Here is a 23,666-nt window from a genome sequence, read left to right on the forward strand (position 1 = left end):
GCCATTACCTCCTTGGATTATATGACTCTAATTTAAATATTGCTTATTTATTTCAGGACCTTCAATATTTCACGAACAAATGCAGGCTCATCTTTTGGTGTACGCGAAGTAATGTAATTGCGATCAACCACTACTTCCTCATCCTTAAACTCCGCGCCGGCATTCACAACATCATCCTTCAGCGGAGGATATGAGGTAATAGTGCGTCCCTTAAGCAAGTCTGCACTGATCAGAATTTGCGGTCCGTGGCAAATAGAGGCGATAGGCTTGCCTGCTTCATTTGCTTCTTTTACAAACTTCAAAATATCAGCATTTTGCCGTAAATTCTCGGGGGAAGAACCACCCGGGATGACTATCGCGTCATAATCACTTGCTTGAACATCGGCGATCGCCTTGTCTGCTGCGTAGGAGACTTCTTTCTTTTTACCTAGCAAGGTCTCCCCTTTTTTCAAACCAATAATGTCCGCTTGATGTCCTGCCTTTATAATTTCATCATAAGGAACCTTCATTTCAGAATCTTCAAAATCATTAGCCAGTAAGAAAGCAACGTTACTCATGTAATAGTTTCTCCTCTCTGTCTTTAGCAATTAATGATGTTCTAATTATTCTTTCTTGTGGTCTATTACCCTTATGAGGATGCTTTCTAACCTTTAACCGGAAAAAAGGCTTCCTTCACAACACCGAAAAAGCCGCCTTTTCCACCCGCTTCAGGTACGCGGCAAGAGATTGCGGCTTCTTCCTTTCATCACTAGTGGTTCGGTCTCGCCGTCTAGCTTTTTGGCTAATGCACAGGCTTCCATAGGACTCCCAGTCGGTAGTGCCGGGAGACTTCTCCATACCCATGCCTTCTGTGATTGTCTCATTCTTAAACTCCCTGCCTTATGCGTGATATCTGCCTGCATTTAGTTTATCCAGCCCAAAGAAGCTCTATCCGCATAAAAAAAAGATGTCGAAAGTTAGCTCCGGCCAGAAGCAATCTTCGACATCCTCTATTTCGTTAGCTGCGGCTATCCAGAATGAGAGTAACTGGGCCCCAATTAGTCAGCGACACATCCATCATCGCTCCAAATATGCCCGTCTCCACCTGAAGACCTCCAGCTCTAAGCTCTTGATTAAAATAATCATAAAGACGCTCGGCCTCCGCAGGAGCTGCAGCTCCCATGAAATTCGGCCGTCTTCCCTTACGGAAATCTCCGTATAAAGTAAACTGGGACACTGAAAGAATAGCTCCGTTAGTATCCGTGACACTATAGTTCATTTTGCCAGCATCATCTTCAAAAATACGCAGTCCAGCTATTTTATCCGCTAAATATTTGGCATCCTTCTCTGTATCTTCATGGGTAACGCCGACAAGCAGCATCAGGCCATTGCCAATCGCTCCGGTCACTGTCTCATCCACGGTTACTTTGGCGTCCTTACAACGCTGTACTACAACTCTCATCGCACTACTTCGCTCCTTGCCTTATTGCATGATCCGATTCACTGTATATACATCCTTGACTCGTTTCACTTTATCTACAACGGATTGCAGATGCTCCGTATTACGAATAAGGATGGTCATATGAATCATTGCCATCTTATTCTTGTCAGAGCGCCCAGTGACCGCTGAAATGTTCGTTTTGCTCTCGGACACAGCCTGCAGTACTTCATTGAGCAGTCCATTGCGGTCATGGCCTGTAATCTCAATATCCACACTATATTTTGCTTCCATCGTGCCTTCCCATTCCACTTCAATCACTCTAGCTGCTTCTTCTCCGTCACCTTCACCCGGAATGTTAGGACAATCCTGGCGGTGTACAGATACACCCCGGCCCCGTGTAACATAACCTACAATGTCGTCACCCGGAACCGGGTTGCAACATCGTGCAAAACGAACAAGTAAGTTTTCAATTCCTTTTACACTAACGCCATTGGTGGGTTGATTTCGTCTCTCGCCGGAAGACTTGATCTCCTTCATCTCTGAAGTAAGCTCCAAGTGGTTAGCAGCTTCTTCCTGCTCCTTGCGCAGCTTCTCCGTCAAACGGGAGGCAATCTGCGAAGCGGTAATCCCACCAAAACCAACGGCAGACAACATATCCTCTACATCATTAAAAGCAAATTTTTTCGCAGCTTCCAACAGTTTTTCATCAGAAATCCACTCGGAAACTTCAACATTCAGGCGCTTCAGCTCACGTTCAATCGCTTCGCGACCTTTTTCGACATTTTCCTCACGTTTTTCTTTTTTGAACCATTGTTTAATTTTGCTTCTTGCGTGAGAGGATTGTGCAATTTTGAGCCAGTCACGGCTAGGTCCGTAAGAATGCTTAGACGTCAAAATCTCAACAATATCGCCCGTCTTCAGCTTGTGATCAAGTGGCACGATCCGCCCGTTCACCTTGGAACCAATCGTACGATTGCCCACTTCTGTATGAATGCGGAACGCGAAGTCAAGAGGCACAGAACCGGCAGGAAGCTCAATAACCTCACCTTTAGGAGTAAATACAAACACGAGGTCTGAGAAAAAATCCATTTTTAGTGATTTTACGAACTCTTCGGCATCCTTAGCTTCATGCTGCAGCTCCAATATTTCGCGAAAGAAAGGCATCCGATTCTCCGGATTAGCATTATTACTGCTGCCTTCTTTGTATGCCCAGTGTGCGGCTATCCCGTATTCTGCCGTGCGGTGCATTTCCCAGGTGCGAATTTGCACCTCAGTAGGCTCTCCGCCTGGTCCTACCACAGTAGTATGCAGAGATTGATACATATTGGCTTTTGGCATAGCTATATAATCTTTAAAACGCCCCGGCATTGGCTTCCATAAGGTATGAATAATTCCAAGGGTTGCATAACAGTCCTTAATATTATCCACAATGATACGAATGGCCAGCAGGTCATAAATTTCATTAAACTGCTTATTTTTTGTGCTCATTTTGTTATAAACACTGTAAATATGCTTCGGGCGGCCGGAAAGATCACCTTCAATGCCCATTTCATCCAGCTTGGCACGAATACGGCCAATTACGCTGTCGATAAATTGCTCACGTTCAGCCCGCTTCTTATGCACCAGATTAGCAATCCGGTAATACTGCTGCGGGTTCAAGTAACGAAGCGCAATATCCTCCATCTCCCACTTAATCGCGGAAATCCCCAGCCGGTCAGCTACAGGACAGAAGATCTCCAACGTCTCATAAGAAATACGGCGCTGGCTCTCTTCAGATTGGTATTTTAACGTTCGCATATTATGCAGACGGTCCGCCAGTTTAATGACAATGACCCGGATATCCTGGGCCATAGCAATAAACATTTTGCGGTAATTCTCGTTCTGCTGCTCTTCCTTTGAGCGAAAGCGAATGCGTTCCAGCTTCGTTAAGCCGTCAACAAGCATTGCGCAGGTATCGCCAAATTTAGCGCGGATTTGTTCCAGTGAGACCGTCGTATCTTCCACCACATCATGCAAAAGCGCTGCAACAATAGATATAACATCCATTTGCATATTGACGACAATATCTGCCACCGCCAGCGGATGCAGAATGTATGGCTCCCCCGACTTGCGGATCTGCCCGTGATGAGCCTGATCGGCAAATTCATAAGCTTCCCGGATGCGGAGAAGATCTTTATCTTTTATATAGGCGCCAGCCTTATCAATTAATCGCTCAATGCCCATTCTCGTCGTATCCGATTCCTTTCTATAATAAAATGAACCCGCAACTGTTCAAAAATCTGCAGGTTCCAATCATTTCATTTGTCCAAGCTTACTTACGCCCTTATTCAAAGTTGTCTATAATTATGAGGCTTAAGGAGGATTACGTCAACACTTGCCATCTCATGGTATTCCAGAAGTAAAAGTAATTAAATTCGGACAAATTAATAACACTTGTGAAAATGTTGTTGTAAAAAAGCCAAGTTCTATTTAATCTAGTAAAGGCGGATTTTCGCCGGACAACCTAATATCAGATAAGAAAGAGGAGTGAACTCCATTGCAACGCGAAATTCAAGTTAACGAAAAACTTCCATGGGGCCCAGGCTTTCTATTAAGTCTCCAGCATTTGTTTGCCATGTTTGGCAGTACAGTGCTAGTGCCTAACTTGTTCGGGGTCGACCCTGGAATGATTTTGCTTATGAATGGTATCGGTACATTGCTGTACATTTGGATCTGTCGCGGTAAAATCCCTGCGTACCTTGGTTCCAGCTTTGCCTTTATTGCACCGGTATTGTCAGTACTCAGTCGTTACCCAAATGATCACATGAAAGGATACTCGCTTGCTTTGGGTGCTTTTATCGTCACTGGTATTATATTCGTGCTCGTGGCATTGATCATTCGTTATGCAGGAACCAAATGGATTGATGTTGTTTTCCCTCCAGCAGTAATGGGAGCGATCGTAGCTACGATCGGACTTGAACTTGTACCTGTTGCCGCACGAATGGCAGGACTTATTGCTCCTGAAGGCGTTGCAGTTGCAGACTGGACTCCAGATGGCAAAACAATCGCACTTTCTATGGTGACACTTGGTGTAACTGTAATTGGAGCTGTACTCTTCCGCGGTTTTCCAAAAATCATTCACATCCTTATTGGTATCGTCACTGGTTATGGTTTAGCATATATTTTGAAAATGGTGGATACCGCTGCTATCTCTAATGCAAAATTTTTAGCGCATCCTTCCATTGTTACTCCTTCATTTGATTGGAATGTAATATTCACTATTATCCCGGTATCATTAGTTGTTATTGTTGAGCATATTGGACATTTACTTGTTACAAGCAATATTGTCGGCAGAGACTTGGCAAAAGATCCTGGACTTGACCGCTCTCTGATGGGGAACGGGATATCTACAATTATCTCCGGTTTTATCGGTTCTACTCCAAATACAACCTACGGTGAAAATATCGGGGTTATGGCGTTGACTAAAGTATATTCGGTATATGTAATCGGCGGCGCAGCGGTGATTGCTATTCTGCTTTCATTCTCTGGTACTTTCTCCTCCGTCATCGCTAATATTCCAACCCCTGTAATGGGTGGTGTATCCCTGTTGCTGTTTGGTGTAATTGCGGCTTCCGGATTACGTATTTTCGTTGAGCAAAAAGTTGATTTTTCCAAGGCTACGAACATGATCATGGCTACGTTGGTACTCGTTGTCGGAATCAGTGGTACAACCCTTACTATGGGCAACGTTAAACTAAGTGGTATGGCGCTGGCTACAATTGTTGGTATCGTATTGGCATTGTTCTTCAAACTCATTGAAGTGCTTGGACTGTCTAATGATGGCGGAGAAAGTGATAAAACTGCCCATTAATCGGTTATAAAAAATAGAATTTTAAAAAAGCTGCTCCAACATCCATTTATGGACTTGGGCAGCTTTTTTTATTAACGCAGATACAAAACAGCAACTCTCCGCTACAAGGCAGAGAGTTGCTGTTATTATCTTACATTTTCCAATTAATGTTTAACTTCCACACTTTGTGTCACGCGTTAATCTTTGCACTTTTCAGCATAATTCGAGCGCCGAATCCCCGTTTATTTCCCGGGAAAAGACAAACTTTACAAGATTAATCCTCGTAATTCACCAAGGAAAGAACTTCAACTCCAGAAAGCTTATTACGCCCAGCAAGCTCAACCAGTTCAATCAGAAAAGCAGCACCTACCACTTTACCGCCAAGCTGTTCTACAAGGTTAACCGAAGTAGCAATGGTTCCACCAGTAGCCAATAAATCATCAGCGATCAATACTTTTTGACCAGGCTTGATGGCATCTGTATGAACAGCAAGGGTGTCCTTGCCATACTCAAGATCATAACCTACCTCTATAGTCTCATATGGAAGCTTGCCGCTTTTACGAATCGGCACAAAACCTACTCCCATCGCATAAGCAAGAGGTGCTCCAACTACGAAGCCACGTGCTTCTGGTCCAGCGATAACGTCGATTTCCAAATGCGCTACGAGAGCTTTCAACGCGTCAATCGCTTGGCGGTAAGCCTCACCGTCTTTAAGCAATGTGGTGATATCTTTAAAACTAATACCTTCTTTAGGAAAATCAGGAATCACACGAATACTATCTTTAAAATCCAAATTTATCATCTCCTATAAGTTTTGTTAGCATAGCTGCATTGATTTCAGATCGACAAAACTTGCTTCGTAAGCATTCGCTTTGTTTTGTTAGCATAGCTGCTTTGATTTCAGATCGGCAAAACTTGCTTCGTAAGCATTCGCTTTGTTATATAAGCGTTGCATTTTTATACACCGTTGGGTACGCTCAGCATCTCATATTTGCATGGATTATGATACGCCTAAACGACGCGATAACATCCAGTCCTGTAACTCTGACAGGCTGCCCTCCATGAAGTATTGCTCCATCTCCGCCATCTGTCCCAGTCTAACAAAATGACTCGATGCTGTCAGACTTTTAGCTACTGGCTGAGTAATAAACGCCACACTTCCCTGACTTCTTTTAATAAAATCAAGCTCCTCAAACACATCAAGCATGTTGTTAAGCATGCGGATACTTAACGAGGACTGGCGGCTTAACCGCAGCAAAACTTCGTTCTCAGGCGTTGCAACTGAGGTGATCGAAGCCAACAGTTTATATAGTATTTTGAAATGATCCCGTGTCGGAGTAATAAGCCGTTCTCGGCCATCCTTGATAGAATGCAATAACGCAATATTATCAGTATTAGGAAAGGTTTGGAGCAGCGCATCCAGTTGTTCAGGAGTCTCCGGCATATCCAGTAAGCATAACAGAGAGACATGCCCTGATTCCTGAAGGGGCTCATCCTTAACAGCAGCGCTAATGCCAGCTTCATTATCATATACCCATAAAGACATTCCTATCAATTCACTTGCAGGCGTACTCCGTCCGTTCTGAAACACTGCAGCAGCTCGATACGGACCCGCACCGCTATAAGGAAGAAGTAGTTCCCTAATATGTGCGGCTTGCCGTACGGCATCAGCAGCACCACGAAGATCGAATAACTGAGCATCCTGCACAGATAAATCCTGCAGCATCAGCTGTGATTTGCGTGAGCCATTCCATTCATTGATCGACAGCTCAGCTAACACGTTGATCGTAGTACCCGCCGGTAGCAGCCTGGATAAAGCGCCTTTACCAAACGCCAAGGCTTCAATGCTGTTTTTCCCCTGCTGCAATACAATCTTCAGGTGTTTTCCATCTTGACCCATTGTACGTGTCTCTTTCACGGTAGCCCCACGAATAATAAACTTCGGCAACGGATTAGACATTCCGAAAGGTGCAAGCCTTTCCAATTCTAACGCGGTCTGCAGTGATAAATCTGAGATTGACACCTCTGCATCAGCGGAAGCAACAGGAACGAAATGCTCTGGCGTTAACACCCCGGACGCATATTCATTTAATGCTGCAGCAAAGGCTTCTAATCCATCCCGATGCAGGCTCATTCCCGCAGCGGCTGGATGACCTCCAAAATGATCCATTAAATCAGAACAAGAAGAAAGTGCAGCGTAGATATCAAGTCCAGGTATGGAGCGAGCAGAACCTTTGCACATTCCGGTCTCTGGATGTACATCCAGAATGATCACAGGCCGATAATAACGCTCCAGCAGTTTGGAAGCCACTATACCTACCACACCCACATTCCAGCCATGATCAGCAAGAACAATGATGTCTGGGATTTCGCCACCCTGTGTCATCTGCTCCAGCTTGGCAGTGGCCTCAACAACAATTCTTTCTACCACCAATTGGCGTTCTTTGTTAAGCAGGTCAAGCTCTCCAGCTAGCTGCTCTGCCTCAGCCGCATGCTCGGTAGTGAGGAGGGACACAGCCCGTCCAGCATGGTCCAGGCGACCACTGGCATTGATGCGCGGCGCCATGCCAAAAGCGATATTGACCGCACTCACAGTGCTCATATTCACACCGCTGACAGCGAGTAAGGCACGAATCCCCGGGAAACTTGAATGCCGCATACTTTCCAAGCCATTTCTAACAATCTCACGGTTCTCGCCAAGCAGCGGCATTAAATCCGCAACCGTTCCTATCGCTGCAATCTCTGCCCATTCTGTGGGAGTCTCTTCCCCTAGAATAGCCTGAGCAAGCTTATAAGCCACACCTACACCCGCTAATCCTTTGAACGGATAAGGGCAATCTGGCAGCTTGGGATTAATAAGCGTATAGGCCTCTGGCAAAAGCTCAGGAGGTTCATGGTGATCCGTAACGATCACATCGATCCCCAGTTCATTAGCGTAAGCAACCTGATGATAAGCGCTAATGCCAGTATCTACTGTAATGATTAAGGAGACACCTTGCTGTAAAGCCCAATCCAGGGCATGATTATGCAGCCCATAGCCCTCATTAGAGCGGTGTGGGATATAAATATCAAAGGAAGCGCCTAAATAGCGCAGCAGATGAATCATAAGTGCTGTGCTGGACACCCCGTCGGCATCATAATCGCCATAAATAAGAATATGTTCTTCATCTTTTAAAGCCTTTCTAATTCTAGGAACCGCTTCAGCCATTCCTTTGAGTAGGAACGGATCATGCTGTTCTTCCTCACTGCCATCCATGAAGCTTAGCGCTTCATGAGGCGTGTTCATTCCTCTATTTACTAATAGTGAGGATAAGAGTGGAGAAATAGAAAGGCTCCGGGCCATATCCCTAACTGTGTCGGGATTGGCTGCCGGAGATTGCCATCTTGTTTTTGAATAAAGCAATAGAACTCACCTTTCTCTCACCTTGCAAACTACTGAAGCAACGTAGGAATATCATTATCCGGCAATTCATAATTGCTTTTGTACGGATAGCCGGGATCATAAGGAACAACGTCCATATGCACCTCACCGACATGAACAAACCGGTGCTGCAGCAGCTTCCTAGCGCATTCCGAAATATCCTGTGCTTCCATCACCGTAATCCGCGGATTTACACTGATTTTCACTTGAAGATTCACATAATTCCCTTGCTCAAGTGCCTTCAAATGTTCTACGCGAATGACGCCATGAACACGTTGCACTGTTTCAATAAAATTAGCGGCTTCCTCCGAAGGAAGCTCCTGCGCATTTTTAGTGTTAATAGAGCTAGCAATGAGTGAATAGCCTTTACGAAGAATTAAAACTCCGGTTAAGAGTGCAGCAATAGGATCCATATAAGATAGAGGATGCCAATAGGTACCACCCATGGATAACGAAATTCCGACTAATACTGTGATAGATGTATATAAGCTGAAACGATGACTATTAACATATGCAGCATGACTGCCATCACCTATTTTTTTAAAGTAGCGATATTGATATTGAAAAACAGCTTCTTTAAACACAATAGATACTAAGACGGTTACAAACGCCAGCTGTCCGTGTGTGGATGATTTTCCATCTGTTAAGTCGCGGATTGCAGAGAATGCGATCTGCAGTCCCCCCATAAGAATAAATACCGAAAAAAGTATAGCCAGCAGCGGCTCCTTAGTGCCCCGCCGTTCTTCGATCCGTTGCTTACTCTTTCTCCCTTGCTCAGAGCGCCACGGAAGAATATCCGCCAGTTTAGCTGCTGCATCTGCTCCGGAATACAAAGCATCCCCCATTAATGCCTTGCTCCCTGAAATATAGCCAAAACTCCCCTTAGCTACTGCCAAAGTAACATCGCTAATGATCCCTGTCCAAGCAACCGTCTCGCTTTGCGGTGATCGTTCTTTATTCATACGAGGCCCTCCTTACCAATAGCAAGTAATCTCATGATGATTCAATACACATGACATGACCCTAAAGATTTCGAAAGCCGCGTCGCATTTGACGCGGCTTTCTTAAACGTATAAGAAAAGTAGAACTTCGATGCTAATTTCTTCTAACCTTTATTCGGGCTGCTCTTCACTTTAACCTTTTCACGCTTTTTAAGCACTAACCAGAGTGGACTTGCAATAAAGATGGAAGAGTAAGCTCCGAAGAGCAAGCCGATTACCATCGCAAGCGAGAACATCTTAATCGACTCGCCTCCGAACAATAACAGGAAGAACGCCGCAATAAATACGGTAAATGCAGTATAGAGAGAACGCATGAGCGTTTGAGCCACACTTTTGTTCACAAGGTGTTTCAAGTCTTCATAAGTTTTCTGTTTACCAAAACGTAAATTCTCACGGATACGGTCAAAGATAACGATCGTATCATTGATGGAATAACCGATGATCGTAAGCACCGCTACAATGAACGTCAAATCCACTTCCAAACGGAAGATAGAGAAGAGCGCGACTACGATAAAGGCATCATGGAGCAAGGCCACAATCGATGCCACGGCGAAACGCCATTCAAAACGAATACTTACATAAATAATAATCCCCAGACAAGAAATCAGAACTGCATAAATAGCATTACGTGCCAATTCTTTTGCCATTTCAGTGTCCACGGTGTTAATTTCAAACGATGCTTTGTCATCCAGTTTAAGGATTTCAGCTTTTAGGGCTTCATCTTGAGCCTCATCAAGAACTTCGTCATAACGAATATTCACACGCTGATCACCAAACGAAATCGTCGGTTCATGATCGACATCGATTGCACTAGTTGCAGTCTTAACCTGATCCAAGTTCAAATTCTTGGATAGGGAGATGTCCACATTAGATCCAGCTTTGAAGTCAACGCTGTAATTCAGGCCAAATGTCGCCAGGAAAATCAATCCTGCTACTGTCAATGCGATAGAGAAAATATAGAAATATTTACTCAAATGTACGAAATCAAGCTCTTTCTTAAAGCGCACGGATTTCACTCTCCTTAACACCGAAGCTCTTCGGTTTGTTCAGCTTACCCGCTTTGACAAGCTGGCTAAGCAACCAGTGGGAGAAATAAAGATTCGTGGCGATACTCAGCACGATTTCTACAATCAGCACCAATGCAAAGCCTTTGACCGCACCTGTACCGAAGGCAAACATAACTGCTGCCACAATAATAGTAGTCACATTGGAGTCCATTACTGTCCGGAAAGAGGATTTATTCCCTGCTTTAACGGAGGACAGTATACTTTTTCCACTGCGCATTTCTTCCCTTATCCGTTCGTTGGTAATGATATTGGCATCGACCGCCATACCTATACCCAGAATAAATGCGGCTATACCAGGCAGCGTCAAGGTAAAGTCTGCAAAGACGAAGACTGCAATTAGTGCCCATGTATGCAAGAGCAAGGCAAAACTAGCCAAAAGACCTGGCAAACGATACATTCCGATCATGAAAATAAGGATAATCACAGAAGCCAGCAGACCTGCTCGAATCGTTTGATCAAGCGATTGCTTACCTAGGGTAGCACCCACACTTTGGGAATATTTCTCCGTCAGCTTCAGTGGCAATGCACCTAGGTTAATGGTGTCTGCAAGTTCACGTGCTTCCTTAATTGTATAGCTGCCCGAAATAGAAGCACTGCCATCGGTAAGTACTGCTTGTACCGTAGGGTCAGATAGTTTGTTCTCATCCAAGTAAATTGCGAGATTCTTTCCTAAGAGACGTTTAGTAATCTCTGCAAATTTGTCCTTGTCCTTAATCTTGATGCTGATGATTGGCTGATTCAGGTTATCCCGTCCAACTTCTGCAGCACCTTCAACAAAATCACTACCTACCAGTTCGATTTTGCTGTAAGTTCCCTCAGCGTCACCTTCAGCAGCACTACGGAAGGTCAGAACTGCAGGTTCTTTCATTTTTTTACGAACCTCGGCTTCATCCGTTACGCCCGCAATTTTCAAACGGATACGGTCCGTACCTTCAGTAGTTACCTCTGGTTCACTTGTTCCGAGCGCATTCGCCCGTTTTTCTAAGCTTTCCGCTGTCTTCAGCAGAGAAGCTCGGGACAATGCTGCTCCCGCTTCCATAGGCTCAGCATGATACAAAATCTCAAATCCGCCTTTCAGGTCAAGACCCAGTCTAACCTTGTCCAGCAGTCCAGGAGTAGTAAATGCCATAACGCCTGTCAAAACGAGCACGGTAATAAAAAAGCCCATTAGTCTCTTCATGCTCTAGCTAGTTCCCCTTTCATTAACTCAATATTCCTATTATAGCTACACGCGAAATGACCGTCAATTCACAGCATTGATAGAGCTATACTCACACAAAGAAACGGCCGCCCCTGCCTAAATCAGCAAGACATCCGTTTTAATAGGAGATGTGGAGTTATTATTCTCTTACTTTACTGCTTTATCAGGCAGTTCGCAAAAAGAAATATGTGGTTTATTGTTCAGTTCAACCCCCGATAGGCCGCAATAGTCAAATAATTCATGTAACTATTGGCTTTCAAGGAATAAATGTCGTTTACCAGCTTATGTAGGGGAGGCAAGCCTTCCTTATCATAATTACGGCTGATGCAATCCCAAATATCCTTGCTGGTTACATACTCATAGCCGAGGAGCCGGAATTCTTCAGCTTTGCTGCGGCACATGGCTTCGATTTCTTCACTATGTTGATCATGATTCCACTGTTCCGATTCCACGTGTTGACACCTCCAAAGATCGCTCATGTTCGTATGCTCACCATAGATATTCGACTCTTGTTCTTCGCTTTCCTTCTTCCGTCACAAAAAGTTAATGCCACTAAAACAAGGCATGCCGAGATAGGGGTACAGCATATCCATAAGAATAGACAAGTTCGCCAGCGTTTTATTTCATTTTGGGAAGAAGGCGTGACCTTTGAAGAAACAGAGCTTTATACAAGGAACTTTAATCTTGCTAGCCGCCGGCATCATTAATCGGATGCTTGGATTTATTCCCCGGATTGCTTTACCCCGTATTATCGGAGCAGAAGGTGTGGGTCTGTATCAGCTCGCGTATCCTTTTTTTCTTGTGCTGGTTACTGTCATTACAGGCGGGATTCCACTGGCGATAGCCAAGATGGTGGCGGAAGCAGAAGGAGAGAATCGGCCTGAAAAATCACGGCTGATTTTACGTACTGGACTTGCTCTTAGTATTGGACTTGCAATCTTCTTTACATTGGTTGCTTTGGTAAGTGCCTCATGGGTCTCCAATGTTATCTTAACAGACCATCGGGTTTATTATACGTTTATTGCCATGATCCCAATGATTGGGATTGTCGCCGTATCTGCAATTTACCGCGGTTATTTCCAAGGCAAGCAGAACATGATACCATCGGCGCTCTCCTCCATCTTCGAATCTTTAGTTCGAATATTCTTTATGCTCTGGTTCTCCTGGTTGTTGCTTCCTAAGGGTATTGCTATGGCGGCGGCTGGAGCGATGTTAGGTGTGACGGTAGGAGAAATTGGCGGAATGTTAGCGATTCTGTGGCAATATTATGTCATTACTAAAAAAGATAAAAAGCAGACAAATCCGACTCCAGAGCAACCCGCTCTCGAGCCGGAGGTTATCCCATCTGATACACAAGGTGTGAAAGCCAACTCCCCCATATTACGGCGGTTACTAGGCATATCCATTCCCGTTACGGCAAGTCGGCTTGTAGGCTCTTTTTCTTATCTGCTGGAATCTATTATTACTGTGCGCAGTCTCGCCTTGGCAGGTATAGCCGCTGCTGCCGCTACAGCTCAGTACGGGTCTTTACAAGGGATGGTTGTTCCTTTATTGCTGCTGCCCGGGGCATTAACCTCTTCACTTGCTGTGTCTCTGGTTCCTTCCATATCAGAAGCTGCGGCAAGAAAGGACTTGCCCACCATTCACAAGCGTATGCATCAAGCGTTGCGGCTTGCGCTGGTAACAGGGGCTCCTTTTGCTGTTCTTATGTATATCCTGGCGGTTCCGCTATGCAATTTGTTATATGGTAACGCGGATACAGCTCCTATGCTGAAGCTCATGGCTCCATTCGCCTTGTTCATTTATGTTCAAGCTCCTTTACAAGCTGCGCTGCAAGCTATGGATCGACCGGGCAGGGCACTCATCAATACCTTAATTGGAGCAGTAGTCAAAATCATTCTGATCGTAATACTGGCATCGCAACCTGAATATGGAATTTACGGCGCCATCATAGCCATTATTGTGAACAGCATTCTGGTTACGCTGCTTCACGGATACAGTGTGGTCAGTCTTATTTCATTATCTTTAAGAGTAACCGAAACCATAAAAACCTTATGTGCAATGGTCATTATGGGAGCGGGCGTGCATTATGTATACACTTCCATTCCCATTGCAGATGTACAATGGATTCAATTTATATTTGCCTCTGCGATAGGAATGGTCCTGTATTTCGGAATCAGTCTGTTAGCTGGCCTCATCTCAATTCGTGATTTGGACCGTCTGCCGTTTATCAAACGCAGGCTTTAAAAAGCTATCTGTTGTCCAAACGGTCGACATAAATTCTGCCCTTATGATCTATGGAGCATAGAAAAACATTTTTGAAATCAGATACTCCCTTTTGGCGAATTTGAGTTCTTAGCCAAAATCTGGTTTTTCCAATCATCTCTAAATTCTGATCCTGCACCTTTCCATCCATAATCAGAGGGATTGGAAGTCCTTCATATCTGATCTTATTCTTCGGCAGCTCTATCTTACGGTTCTTGTTCCCTTTATTATCGTCACTCTTTTTATGCTCAGCAGCTGCACTGCTATTGCCTGATGGATTAGAGGATGCACTCCCCTTCTCTTTCTCGAATACGGTTAGCTGCCCACTAGGCTCCAGGATCGCAAATTCCACGTCAGCAGGACTGGCGATATTCTGTCCACGCAATTGCTGCAGCAGATCATCAATATTATATCTCTGCCTACGCATTTCGCCCCGGTGCAGCTTGCCGCCAGAAATGAGTATGCTCGGTTTGCCGTCCATTAAAAGTCTGAGCTTTCTGCTCTTAAGACTGAGCTGAGCCACAACCACCTGTATCAACACCAATGTTGCCATCGGAACGACTCCCTCATAGATCGGCCGATTAATATCCTCAAGCACAAAAACAGCAATCTCGGCAATCATGATGGAGATCGTTAAATCAAATACAGACAGCTTACCTATTTCCCTCTTCCCCATGATGCGCATACACAGGAATATGAAGAAATACATCAGCACGGTCAAGAAAATATGGGTAGAGATATGCTGGAACATATAGCTTCGCTCCCCTCCATTCTCACCCGCAGACTTGTTTCCCCGGGTGGATTAATGTAACCCTATTCTGACCGCTCTGTGCAGGGAACATTCGGAAGCCGGCATATTAATTAATGGTAAAAAGGCTGCAATGCCCTTTCTTGTACTATTGGGGCAAGCCATCCCATACAATGAATAATAACTATGTTGATTCTTTTTCCTCAAAAAAACTTTAGGAGGTTGTACCATGTATTTAATCCGGCGCATGTTCTCGTGGAGAATAGCCAATCCTGTGTTATCTGGCCTATGTCGATCATTCCTTTGGATGCTGATGGGTGCGTTTGTCCTCTCACTTTTGTTATGGGGCAGCAGTCTGAAGGAGCAGGATCTCTCAATGTACACGTACATTGTACACGGCATAGCTGCAGCATTCGGAGGACTAACCGCCGGTCGCAGAGCCACGAGCAAAGGCTGGTATCAAGGAAGTCTTACAGGCGCATTTTATGGGATTATCGTTCTGTTGATCGGTTTTTTGGCACTGGACAGCGCACCCTCTGGTGTGGATCTGCTATGGGTTCTGGCAGCTGCAGCAATTGGCGCTCTCGGCGGAATGTTTGGCGTTAATTTACAAAAAAGCTAAAATTATAATTCCATTAAATTCGAAACATTCCTTGAAAATATGTTAAACTGTGATCACTGACTTCATTAAGAGATCAAGGAGGCTTCGATTGCTTTGTTTTACCAATCAATGAACCATATTGTTTTGTACACAGTTGCATTAGTAGTGATATTAGTATGGATTGGCGCTAAACGTAATCCACTCATGGCATTGGTTGAAATTGGGAAAGAGATGCTGCGATCCTATAAGTTTTTGTTGCTGATTGCAGGAATGTTTGGCGTATTAGCCATAAATAAATATGAACTGCAAATTGAACAAAAAATGCATCTTACCTCTGATTATACGCCGTTTATATTTGGCCTAGAGGGTCATTTTGTCCAAGCCGTTCAGGATATATTCTACAGTCCATGGTTAACACCGATCATCGTCTTTTTCTACATTTTCATGCTTCAGTCCGTTCTAGCAGCTTCATTAGGAGTCTATCTGTTAGATAAAAACCGGGTGATGTTATATGCCACCTGCTATGCTATTATTATCAACTATGCCTTGGCGATTCCATTCTATCTTTACTTCCCGGTAAACGAGGTTTGGTCCTATCTGCCAGCAGGCGTCAAATTTACTATGCTGGATGTATTTCCGAAATTCGAACAGGAATATAGACCGCTATCCGGTCTCAATAACTGCTTCCCGAGTCTACATACGTCCATATCTGTTACAATGGCACTTCTGGCCTTCCGTTCAGGGAACCGCCGCTGGATGGTCATCACTAGTATTTCCGCAGTTGTAATCGTCTTTGGAATCTTCTATCTGGGCATTCATTGGCTTACAGATATGATTGGTGGAACCTTGCTAGCCGTACTAGCCTCTACAGTTGGCGTTCAACTCGCCAAATTAACTTTGCGGGGACGTGAAGAATCGCTTACCGTTCCGAGCCGCGTAACAAATGTACGTTAAAGTTAAACTGCTAAATCTTAATAACCTTAAAGATCAAAAAAGCGGTGTCCTCTCCAATGAGAAGACACCGCTTTTTATGTACTTAAATAACAAGTCTATACTTTCTCTTCGACATCCGTCGCCACAGCGTGGCTGATGGAACCGCGATCAAAAGTCAGCTTAGTTACATCGTTGACCCGCAGAACCACGATATCATCGGAAATTTCCATGATCGTACCGTGAAGCCCTCCAATAGTAACGATTTTATCGCCCTTTTTCAGAGCTTTCAACATTGCGTTACGAGTTTTGGTCTTCTTTTGTTGCGGACGAATCAGCAAGAAGTAGAATACTACAAACATAAGGACAAAGGGACCTACTAGACCTAGTATACTACCTCCACCACCTGTGTTAGCTGCATATTGAAACGATTGAATCATATTTCTCCCCCCTTTCAAAGTACATTAAAGCATGACTCTTAAATCAAACCCTAAAAGCCTTTAAGATTATCATATAATCCGTATTTGGCGAAAAACTCATCGCGAAAATCAAGCAGCCGATCTTCCTTGATGGCTTCACGCACTTTACGCATTAAATCCAACAAGAAGTGCAAATTGTGGTATGTCGTCAATCGAAGTCCGAAGGTTTCATCGGCTTTGATTAGATGACGCAAATAAGCGCGGGAATAATTCCGGCATGTATAGCAATTGCACTCCGGATCAAGCGGTCCGAAATCACGGGCATACTTAGCGTTGCGTACAACGAGTCTTCCCTGACTGGTCATCGTTGTTCCATTACGGGCAATACGAGTAGGCAAGACACAGTCGAACATGTCTACTCCTCGGATTGATCCTTCCAGCAGCGCATCCGGTGAACCCACGCCCATCAAATAGCGAGGTTTGCCTTGCGGCAGCAGGGGAACTGTATAATCCAGCACTTCATACATTAGCTGCTTGGACTCTCCGACGCTGAGCCCTCCAATAGCATACCCCGGGAAATCCATGGAAGTCAAATCAGCCGCGCTCTGACGGCGCAGATCTTCATACATGCCCCCTTGCACGATAGCAAAAAGACCCTGATCGTTAGGACGAGCATGACTTTTCAGGCAGCGTTCTGCCCAGCGCGTGGTGCGCTCCAGTGATTTTTTCACATAATCATATTCAGCCGGGAATGGAGGACATTCATCAAATGCCATCATTATATCTGAACCCAGAGAGTTCTGAACCTCCATCGCTACTTCCGGAGACAGGAATTTCTTATCCCCATTTAAATGGGAACGGAAATGAACTCCTTCTTCCGTAATCTTGCGCATGTCGCTTAACGAGAATACTTGAAACCCGCCGCTGTCTGTCAGAATCGGGCGATCCCAGTTCATGAACTTGTGCAGTCCACCAGCTTCACGAACAATATCATGGCCTGGTCTTAGAAACAGATGGTAAGTATTGCTCAAAATAATATGAGCATCCATCTCTTTCAGCTCTTCAGGACTCATGGTCTTGACTGTAGCTTGTGTGCCGACTGGCATAAATGCTGGTGTCTCAATCACACCATGTGGAGTGTGGACTCTTCCAAGTCTAGCTCCGGATTGTTTGCACGTTTTGATGTGCTCATAAGTAATTGCTGCCATAAGTTAACCCATCCTCTTACCTTAATAAATAAACATTGCATCTCCAAAGCTAAAGAATCGGTACTTCTGCTCTATCGCTTCTTCATAAGCAGCTAGAATATGTTCCCGACCTGCCAAAGCGCTAACCAACATAACCAAAGTAGACTTTGGCAGGTGGAAATTGGTAATTAGCGCATTTACTACACTGAACTTATACCCTGGGTAGATAAAAATATCCGTCCAGCCGCTGCATTCCACAAGCGGACCACCATCGCATTGTCTTCCGACCGTTTCAAGTGTCCGACAAGACGTTGTGCCAACTGCAATAATACGGCCGCCTCGTGCCTTAGTAGCATTTATGGTATCTGCCGTTTCTTGAGACATTACGAAGTACTCAGAATGCATAACATGCTCTTCTACCTTCTCTACAGACATCGGACGAAAAGTACCGAGACCTACATGAAGGGTGATATAAGCGATATTTACACCCTTAGCCTCAATCTGTTTCAGCAATTCTTGGGTAAAATGAAGCCCTGCGGTAGGCGCAGCGGCCGATCCCTCATGCCGAGCATACACAGTCTGATATCGTTCACGATCATCCAGTGTTTCCTTAATATAAGGTGGCAACGGCATCGTTCCCAGCCTGTCCAGAATCTCCTGAAAAATACCCTGATATATGAAACGAAGCGTACGGCCGCCCATATCAGCTTCGTCCTCGATAACGGCACGAAGCTCATCACTAAAGATAATCACCGCGCCTGTCTTAAGCTTTTTCCCTGGCTTTACAAGTGCTTCCCACCGATCATCCCCAAGATTCTTTAGGAGAAGCACTTCCGCCTTAGCACCAGTATCTTCTTTCACTCCAAACAATCTCGCTGGAATGACTCTCGTATCATTTAGAACAAGCGTGTCTCCGGGATTAAAATAATCAATAATATCGGTAAAATGCCGGTGAGCCAGCTCTCCATCCTCCTTATTCACTAGAAGCAGTCTAGAAGCACTGCGATCAGCGAGAGGTGTCTGGGCAATCAATTCTTCCGGCAAATGAAAATCATAAGCATCTACATTCATGGTCTGTCTTCATTCCTTAACTATAGTAACGTTCTTATAATAGTGTTGCAATATTTGCTTGTAATCATACCCGCTGTCCGCCATGCCTTTCACGCCCCACTGCGACATGCCTAGACCATGGCCGTTGCCTTGTCCAATGAACAGAAAGCCCGAGCTGTTAGTGATCACTCTGGCCGCAGAATCTCCGCCCATCACTACAGTTCCACTGCCATTCACATTAACCTTCTCCGATGCGGAAAGCACGCCAGCACTCTGCGAGCTGCTAATTGTGGCGGTAGCGCCGTCAGCGCCTAATACAGTATAACTTCCGGGTGCCACAATATCAAACAATGTACTAGGTAATCCATTAAACGCGGAGCGGAACATATCAGGATATTTCACATTCAGAGCCTGACCATTAGCTTTCACCTGAATCGCTCTTCCAGAAGGACCGCGCTGGGTGACCTGCAGGTTAGAGATGCTGGAAGGGAGCGTGCTTGTTGTTTTACCCTGCAGGCTTTTTAGAAGTTCAGCAGAGGTATACGGCCCCTTGATCCAGCTATAGCTGCCAGACTCATATACTTTATCCAGAGCCACAGCGTTCTCACCCGGATTCAGCTTTCCGACTGCACTAACACTGCTCTCAATAACTGGCAGAGGACGTATATTCACATCTTTGGTTGTAGCGGTAACTATATCGAGTCCGGCAGCGGTTTTGCTGCCCGTCAATTTAATATTATCTTCACGTGCATAACCAGAGGTACCATTCGCAAGCAGAACATAATACCACTTCTTAGCAGCAGCAGCCGAAACATCTTCAACGCTTGGAACACTAGCAAATACATCGCCACCATTCACCCAAACCTCTGAAGGGTCAGCTGTCATACCTCCACTATTGGAAGAAAATACAGCCTCAACAACTTTACCACCACTCATCAGCACTTCACCAGCAGTAGTATCTACAGCTTTGATAATGGAGGGAGCTTCAGACCCGATTCCGTTATATACCTGACTAAGAGTGGTATCTACTACATTCGCTACATCAAAACGGTTGCCTTGGGACAGCGCATAGCTGCGGGCGGCGACAGCCTGAGCTTTTAGCGCTTCTTCTGGCCAGCTGGAGGAAACCTCTCCTCCAACTACGGCATACAAATATTGCTCCAGCGGCACTACATTAATTACAGCCAGCGATCCGCTCAAATTGCTCAGTTCCAAATTTCCGCGATATGTACGCTTGGATCTTTCCACTAACTGAATCCCAGCCTCGCTGCCTGCAGCAAGAAATTTAGCATTGCTTCCAGAAACCAGATAATGATCGGCTTGAGTTTCACTGCTAAAATCCAGTCCGGCATCCTTACGCAGTATTAATCCGGGCGAGGTCGCCACCGAAACCGTAAATTGTGGTGCCGCCGTAGACACAGCGGCCTGAACAGCTGTTAAATCACTATCGTTGGCAGCTTCGCCTACCCATACCTCTACTTGTGCACTGCCATCGTTTCCTGCCAGAAACACCTTCCAAGCATCCAAACCAGCTGCAGTGAGGGTATTTAACGCCACATCTGCTTCCTGCTCCGAAGAATAGCGGCCAGCTGATAAATGTTTATTTCCTTTCACCGCTGGGGTTTGGTCAGCAGGAATGCTCAACCCTGCTTTGACTACACGGGTAAGCCCATCCTTGGCAGCTGCTTCACTAGCATAGACGCCCGTGTATAACTGATACATAGTCGCCCCATTTCTGGAGATCGCAAAAATCTGTGGTTTATCGGAGGTGGCTTGGAGCTTTTTAGCTGCATCCGCTGCTGTCTGCCAGCTTGAAGCCTCCATCACCTTAACTCTATATCCGTCCAGACTTACACGAATTTGCTTCTGTGCTGGGACAGATACCAAAGGAGCACTTCCTGCTTGACCCGACAACAAAGTAAAGCTTTGCGTTGATAGCAGTGTTACTGCTGGCACAGTGGATTTATATTTACTTCCAATATCAGCATAAAGAGCAACTCGTATCGTGCTATTAGAATCGGCATGACTGGCACCCGCAGGGATCAGGAAACTTCCTACAGCAAGCGCAGCCGCAAGCAATCCTTTGCTTAGCGGGGCGACCCCTCTCCATTTCCTCTTCGTATGCTTCATCCAGCATCCTCCTTTATAATTGTAGTGACGAACTAGTGCTGCTCCGGAGGGAGCGGAAGCCCTAAATGATGATAAGCGGCCGGGGTTACAATTCTTCCACGCGGACTCCGCTGCAAGAAACCTATCTGCAGCAGGTACGGCTCATATACGTCCTCAATCGTCTGACTTTCCTCACCAATCGTAGCTGCAATCGTATCCAGTCCTACAGGACCGCCGCGAAAGCTTGAAATCATAGCACTTAACATCTTGTGGTCAATACTGTCCAGCCCACGAGGGTCTACCTGGAGCATCTTCAATGCTTCCCCAGAAATTTCAGGAGTTATAATTCCATCTCCGCGCACTTGAGCAAAATCACGGACCCGCTTCAATAAGCGGTTCGCTATCCGCGGCGTTCCCCGCGAACGAAGCGCAATCTCTTCTGCTGCATCGCCAACAATCTCAATGCCTAATAGATCCGCATTTCGAGATACAATGTAACTCAGCTCATCTATGTTATAGAATTCCAGGCGACTGACCACTCCGAAACGATCACGCAGTGGCGCAGACAATAGTCCTGCCCGGGTTGTGGCACCTATCAGTGTGAACGGCGGCAAATCCAATCGTACCGAACGGGCACTTGGCCCTTTGCCGATCATGATATCCAGCGCGAAATCCTCCATCGCAGGATACATAACCTCCTCAACCGTGCGGTGCAAACGGTGAATCTCATCGATGAAAAGCACGTCGCCTTCCTGCAGATTCGTCAGCAGAGCGGCAAGATCGCCTGGACGCTCTATCGCAGGGCCGGAAGTTGTTCGCAGGTTCACACCCAGCTCATTGGCGATAATATTAGCGAGCGTTGTTTTGCCCAGACCCGGAGGTCCGTACAGCAGCACATGATCCAGCGCTTCGCTTCTCATTTTGGCCGCTTCTATATATACCTTCAGGTTTTCTTTCACCTGAGTCTGGCCGATATATTCTCCCAGATAACGAGGGCGCAAGCTTAGTTCTACCGCCTGCTCATCCATCATCAAATTCGCGGATATAATCCGGTCATCCATTTCCTATCGCTCCCTTTCTTTAGGATGTGTACGGCTTTACTTAGCTATATATAGCAGCCCTAGTGCTTTCTTCATCAGCACATCTACAGTTCCTGTCTCTGCTCCCTCTTTCTTCAACGCGAGCCACACGCGGTCCAATTCGCTTTCGGTATAACCCAGCCCCTTAAGCGCATCCCGCGCCTCTTGCCAGGCCAATCCATCCGTTGCTTCCTCCGTTGGCACTGCAAACAATCCCGTTTGCATTGAAGCCATACTGAGTCCGTCCAGCTTGTCCTTCAAATCAAGGATCATACGCTGTGCCGTCTTTTTGCCAATGCCCGGTAATTTCGTTAAGAACGTTATATTCTCTTGATAAATCGCTGAAATCAACTGATCCGGTGTTCCACCTGTCAGGATTCCAAGCGCAACCCTAGGACCGATGCCAGATACCTCTATCAGCTTGCGGAACAATTTTTGTTCCTCACGAGTCGGGAACCCAAATAATAGCGTAGCGTCCTCACGTGTTTGGTAATGAATATAGATCGTTACAGGTCCTTCTACTTTAGCAAAAGCATAAGGATTCGGGCAGAATACCCGGTATCCTACTCCCTGCACATCCAGCACCACATATTCCGACTCCAAATGAACGACGGGTCCTCTTAAGAAATCTATCATTTTCGTAATACCTCATTTAATTTAGAATTAAGACTGCTCGAATGGGCATGGCATACCGCTACCGCCAGCGCATCCGCCACATCATCGGGTTTCGGAATCGCCGATAGCTTCAGCAGCAGCTTCACCATTTCCTGGACCTGCCGTTTCTCAGCCTTACCATAACCCACAACAGCCTGCTTTACCATCATAGGTGTATATTCCGAGACGGGGAGACCCCGCTGTACTGCAGCTAATATAGTCACACCGCGGGCCTGCGCCACTGGCAATGCTGTAGTAACGTTGCGAGCGAAAAACAGCTTTTCTATCGCCACAGCATCGGGTTTATATTTATCAATGAGCTGACCCATGCCTTCATAGACATGCAGCAGTCGTTCTTCTTCAGGCGTATGAGCCTCAGTCTGAATACAACCATATTGGACGGGGGTCAGTTTATGTCCTTCCTTATCCACAAAGCCAAAGCCAACGATCGCCAGCCCCGGATCAATTCCCAAAATACGCAAACACGATCTCTCCTCTATAACAGGCAGATTATTCCACCGTTTTCATCCATTCCTCCGCCATGAAGCGAACATATGTATTCCTTCTAACCATTATAGCAAAAATCCCCCTTGCGGGAGAAAAAAAGTTTACTGTTTGCAGCGAAATGGCAACTTTAGGCCTACAGTTAAGACTCTTCCCCGTTTCATTTCACACAAAAAAGCTG

At 45.6% G+C, this 23,666-nt stretch carries 22 protein-coding genes; 4 read left to right on the forward strand and 18 right to left on the reverse strand.

Annotation, left to right across the window (positions count from 1 at the left end):
• Window positions 1-47: 47 nt before the first annotated feature.
• The 4 genes from NST40_RS24520 to NST40_RS24535 all read right to left on the reverse strand — a co-directional run bounded on the left by NST40_RS24520 (window position 48) and on the right by NST40_RS24535 (window position 3,643).
• Entirely contained in the window at window positions 48-557 is a 510-nt protein-coding gene (locus NST40_RS24520; protein WP_076105448.1) for a type 1 glutamine amidotransferase domain-containing protein, read from the reverse strand.
• A gap of 150 nt (window positions 558-707) precedes the next feature.
• Window positions 708-863 carry a hypothetical protein gene (locus NST40_RS24525; protein ID WP_179087027.1) on the reverse strand — a complete coding sequence of 52 codons (156 nt, stop codon included), beginning with the start codon at window positions 861-863 and terminating at the stop codon, window positions 708-710.
• A gap of 134 nt (window positions 864-997) precedes the next feature.
• Entirely contained in the window at window positions 998-1,441 is a 444-nt protein-coding gene (gene dtd, locus NST40_RS24530) for a D-aminoacyl-tRNA deacylase (protein ID WP_342410083.1), read from the reverse strand.
• A 21-nt stretch (window positions 1,442-1,462) separates the two neighbouring features.
• Window positions 1,463-3,643, reverse strand: coding sequence for a bifunctional (p)ppGpp synthetase/guanosine-3',5'-bis(diphosphate) 3'-pyrophosphohydrolase (locus NST40_RS24535; RefSeq protein ID WP_342410084.1), 2,181 nt, complete (start codon window positions 3,641-3,643; stop codon window positions 1,463-1,465).
• 313 nt (window positions 3,644-3,956) lie between these two features.
• Here NST40_RS24535 and uraA point away from each other — a divergent pair, with 313 nt between their 5' ends.
• Window positions 3,957-5,270 (forward strand): uracil permease, encoded by a 1,314-nt coding sequence (gene uraA, locus NST40_RS24540; RefSeq protein ID WP_038572987.1) that lies wholly within the window; start codon window positions 3,957-3,959, stop codon window positions 5,268-5,270.
• 253 nt (window positions 5,271-5,523) lie between these two features.
• Here uraA and NST40_RS24545 read toward each other — a convergent pair whose 3' ends face one another.
• From NST40_RS24545 to NST40_RS24570, 6 genes are all read right to left on the reverse strand, one after another.
• On the reverse strand, window positions 5,524-6,042 hold the full coding sequence (locus NST40_RS24545; protein ID WP_036677647.1) for an adenine phosphoribosyltransferase: 519 nt from the start codon (window positions 6,040-6,042) through the stop codon (window positions 5,524-5,526).
• 207 nt (window positions 6,043-6,249) lie between these two features.
• Window positions 6,250-8,652 (reverse strand): single-stranded-DNA-specific exonuclease RecJ, encoded by a 2,403-nt coding sequence (recJ, locus tag NST40_RS24550; protein ID WP_342410085.1) that lies wholly within the window; start codon window positions 8,650-8,652, stop codon window positions 6,250-6,252.
• A gap of 29 nt (window positions 8,653-8,681) precedes the next feature.
• Complete coding sequence (locus NST40_RS24555; protein WP_036677651.1) at window positions 8,682-9,632, reverse strand: cation diffusion facilitator family transporter; 951 nt, start codon at window positions 9,630-9,632, stop codon at window positions 8,682-8,684.
• Between the two features lie 143 nt (window positions 9,633-9,775).
• Window positions 9,776-10,678: a protein translocase subunit SecF gene (gene secF, locus NST40_RS24560; RefSeq protein ID WP_052097271.1), complete on the reverse strand. Its 903-nt coding sequence runs from the start codon at window positions 10,676-10,678 to the stop codon at window positions 9,776-9,778.
• Complete coding sequence (gene secD / locus NST40_RS24565) at window positions 10,668-11,918, reverse strand: protein translocase subunit SecD (RefSeq protein ID WP_076277218.1); 1,251 nt, start codon at window positions 11,916-11,918, stop codon at window positions 10,668-10,670. The genes secF and secD overlap by 11 nt, the downstream gene beginning before the upstream one ends.
• Before the next feature lie 221 nt (window positions 11,919-12,139).
• On the reverse strand, window positions 12,140-12,391 hold the full coding sequence (locus NST40_RS24570) for a post-transcriptional regulator (RefSeq protein ID WP_036677655.1): 252 nt from the start codon (window positions 12,389-12,391) through the stop codon (window positions 12,140-12,142).
• A gap of 196 nt (window positions 12,392-12,587) precedes the next feature.
• Between NST40_RS24570 and spoVB the strand changes: the two genes are divergently transcribed.
• A complete protein-coding gene (gene spoVB / locus NST40_RS24575) occupies window positions 12,588-14,186 on the forward strand; it encodes a stage V sporulation protein B (RefSeq protein ID WP_076130398.1) in 1,599 nt (532 codons plus the stop codon).
• A gap of 4 nt (window positions 14,187-14,190) precedes the next feature.
• Here the strand turns inward: spoVB and NST40_RS24580 are convergent, their stop codons facing one another.
• Complete coding sequence (locus NST40_RS24580) at window positions 14,191-14,955, reverse strand: DUF421 domain-containing protein (RefSeq protein WP_076277217.1); 765 nt, start codon at window positions 14,953-14,955, stop codon at window positions 14,191-14,193.
• A 226-nt stretch (window positions 14,956-15,181) separates the two neighbouring features.
• On the opposite strand from NST40_RS24580, the gene NST40_RS24585 reads away from it, so the two are divergent.
• Entirely contained in the window at window positions 15,182-15,574 is a 393-nt protein-coding gene (locus NST40_RS24585) for a TIGR04086 family membrane protein (protein WP_036677660.1), read from the forward strand.
• A 93-nt stretch (window positions 15,575-15,667) separates the two neighbouring features.
• Entirely contained in the window at window positions 15,668-16,507 is an 840-nt protein-coding gene (locus NST40_RS24590) for a phosphatase PAP2 family protein (protein ID WP_232061443.1), read from the forward strand.
• Between the two features lie 95 nt (window positions 16,508-16,602).
• Here NST40_RS24590 and yajC read toward each other — a convergent pair whose 3' ends face one another.
• From yajC to ruvC, 7 genes are read right to left on the reverse strand one after another with little or no spacing between them, the layout of a single operon-like run.
• Window positions 16,603-16,923, reverse strand: a complete 321-nt coding sequence (gene yajC, locus NST40_RS24595; RefSeq protein ID WP_076206460.1) for a preprotein translocase subunit YajC — start codon at window positions 16,921-16,923, stop codon at window positions 16,603-16,605.
• 50 nt (window positions 16,924-16,973) lie between these two features.
• A complete protein-coding gene (gene tgt, locus NST40_RS24600) occupies window positions 16,974-18,110 on the reverse strand; it encodes a tRNA guanosine(34) transglycosylase Tgt (RefSeq protein ID WP_036677666.1) in 1,137 nt (378 codons plus the stop codon).
• A gap of 21 nt (window positions 18,111-18,131) precedes the next feature.
• A complete protein-coding gene (gene queA / locus NST40_RS24605; RefSeq protein ID WP_076277215.1) occupies window positions 18,132-19,160 on the reverse strand; it encodes a tRNA preQ1(34) S-adenosylmethionine ribosyltransferase-isomerase QueA in 1,029 nt (342 codons plus the stop codon).
• Between the two features lie 9 nt (window positions 19,161-19,169).
• Window positions 19,170-21,269 carry a SpoIID/LytB domain-containing protein gene (locus NST40_RS24610; protein ID WP_342410086.1) on the reverse strand — a complete coding sequence of 700 codons (2,100 nt, stop codon included), beginning with the start codon at window positions 21,267-21,269 and terminating at the stop codon, window positions 19,170-19,172.
• 32 nt (window positions 21,270-21,301) lie between these two features.
• Complete coding sequence (gene ruvB / locus NST40_RS24615) at window positions 21,302-22,309, reverse strand: Holliday junction branch migration DNA helicase RuvB (RefSeq protein ID WP_036677672.1); 1,008 nt, start codon at window positions 22,307-22,309, stop codon at window positions 21,302-21,304.
• A gap of 36 nt (window positions 22,310-22,345) precedes the next feature.
• On the reverse strand, window positions 22,346-22,963 hold the full coding sequence (ruvA, locus tag NST40_RS24620) for a Holliday junction branch migration protein RuvA (protein WP_036677675.1): 618 nt from the start codon (window positions 22,961-22,963) through the stop codon (window positions 22,346-22,348).
• Window positions 22,960-23,463, reverse strand: coding sequence for a crossover junction endodeoxyribonuclease RuvC (gene ruvC, locus NST40_RS24625; RefSeq protein ID WP_036677679.1), 504 nt, complete (start codon window positions 23,461-23,463; stop codon window positions 22,960-22,962). The genes ruvA and ruvC overlap by 4 nt, the downstream gene beginning before the upstream one ends.
• Between the last annotated feature and the right edge of the window lie 203 nt (window positions 23,464-23,666).

This window comes from Paenibacillus sp. FSL R10-2778 (assembly GCF_038593035.1).
GTDB lineage: Bacteria > Bacillota > Bacilli > Paenibacillales > Paenibacillaceae > Paenibacillus_AQ > Paenibacillus_AQ odorifer.

Coding starts and splice junctions, on each gene's coding strand:
- NST40_RS24520 (WP_076105448.1), bottom strand. CDS start 557: ATGAGTAACGTTGCTTTCTTACTGGCTAATGATTTTGAAGATTCTGAA.
- NST40_RS24525 (WP_179087027.1), bottom strand. CDS start 863: ATGAGACAATCACAGAAGGCATGGGTATGGAGAAGTCTCCCGGCACTA.
- dtd (WP_342410083.1), bottom strand. CDS start 1,441: ATGAGAGTTGTAGTACAGCGTTGTAAGGACGCCAAAGTAACCGTGGAT.
- NST40_RS24535 (WP_342410084.1), bottom strand. CDS start 3,643: ATGGGCATTGAGCGATTAATTGATAAGGCTGGCGCCTATATAAAAGAT.
- NST40_RS24555 (WP_036677651.1), bottom strand. CDS start 9,632: ATGAATAAAGAACGATCACCGCAAAGCGAGACGGTTGCTTGGACAGGG.
- secD (WP_076277218.1), bottom strand. CDS start 11,918: ATGAAGAGACTAATGGGCTTTTTTATTACCGTGCTCGTTTTGACAGGC.
- NST40_RS24580 (WP_076277217.1), bottom strand. CDS start 14,955: ATGTTCCAGCATATCTCTACCCATATTTTCTTGACCGTGCTGATGTAT.
- NST40_RS24585 (WP_036677660.1), top strand. CDS start 15,182: ATGTATTTAATCCGGCGCATGTTCTCGTGGAGAATAGCCAATCCTGTG.
- yajC (WP_076206460.1), bottom strand. CDS start 16,923: ATGATTCAATCGTTTCAATATGCAGCTAACACAGGTGGTGGAGGTAGT.
- tgt (WP_036677666.1), bottom strand. CDS start 18,110: ATGGCAGCAATTACTTATGAGCACATCAAAACGTGCAAACAATCCGGA.
- queA (WP_076277215.1), bottom strand. CDS start 19,160: ATGAATGTAGATGCTTATGATTTTCATTTGCCGGAAGAATTGATTGCC.
- NST40_RS24610 (WP_342410086.1), bottom strand. CDS start 21,269: ATGAAGCATACGAAGAGGAAATGGAGAGGGGTCGCCCCGCTAAGCAAA.
- ruvB (WP_036677672.1), bottom strand. CDS start 22,309: ATGGATGACCGGATTATATCCGCGAATTTGATGATGGATGAGCAGGCG.
- ruvA (WP_036677675.1), bottom strand. CDS start 22,963: ATGATAGATTTCTTAAGAGGACCCGTCGTTCATTTGGAGTCGGAATAT.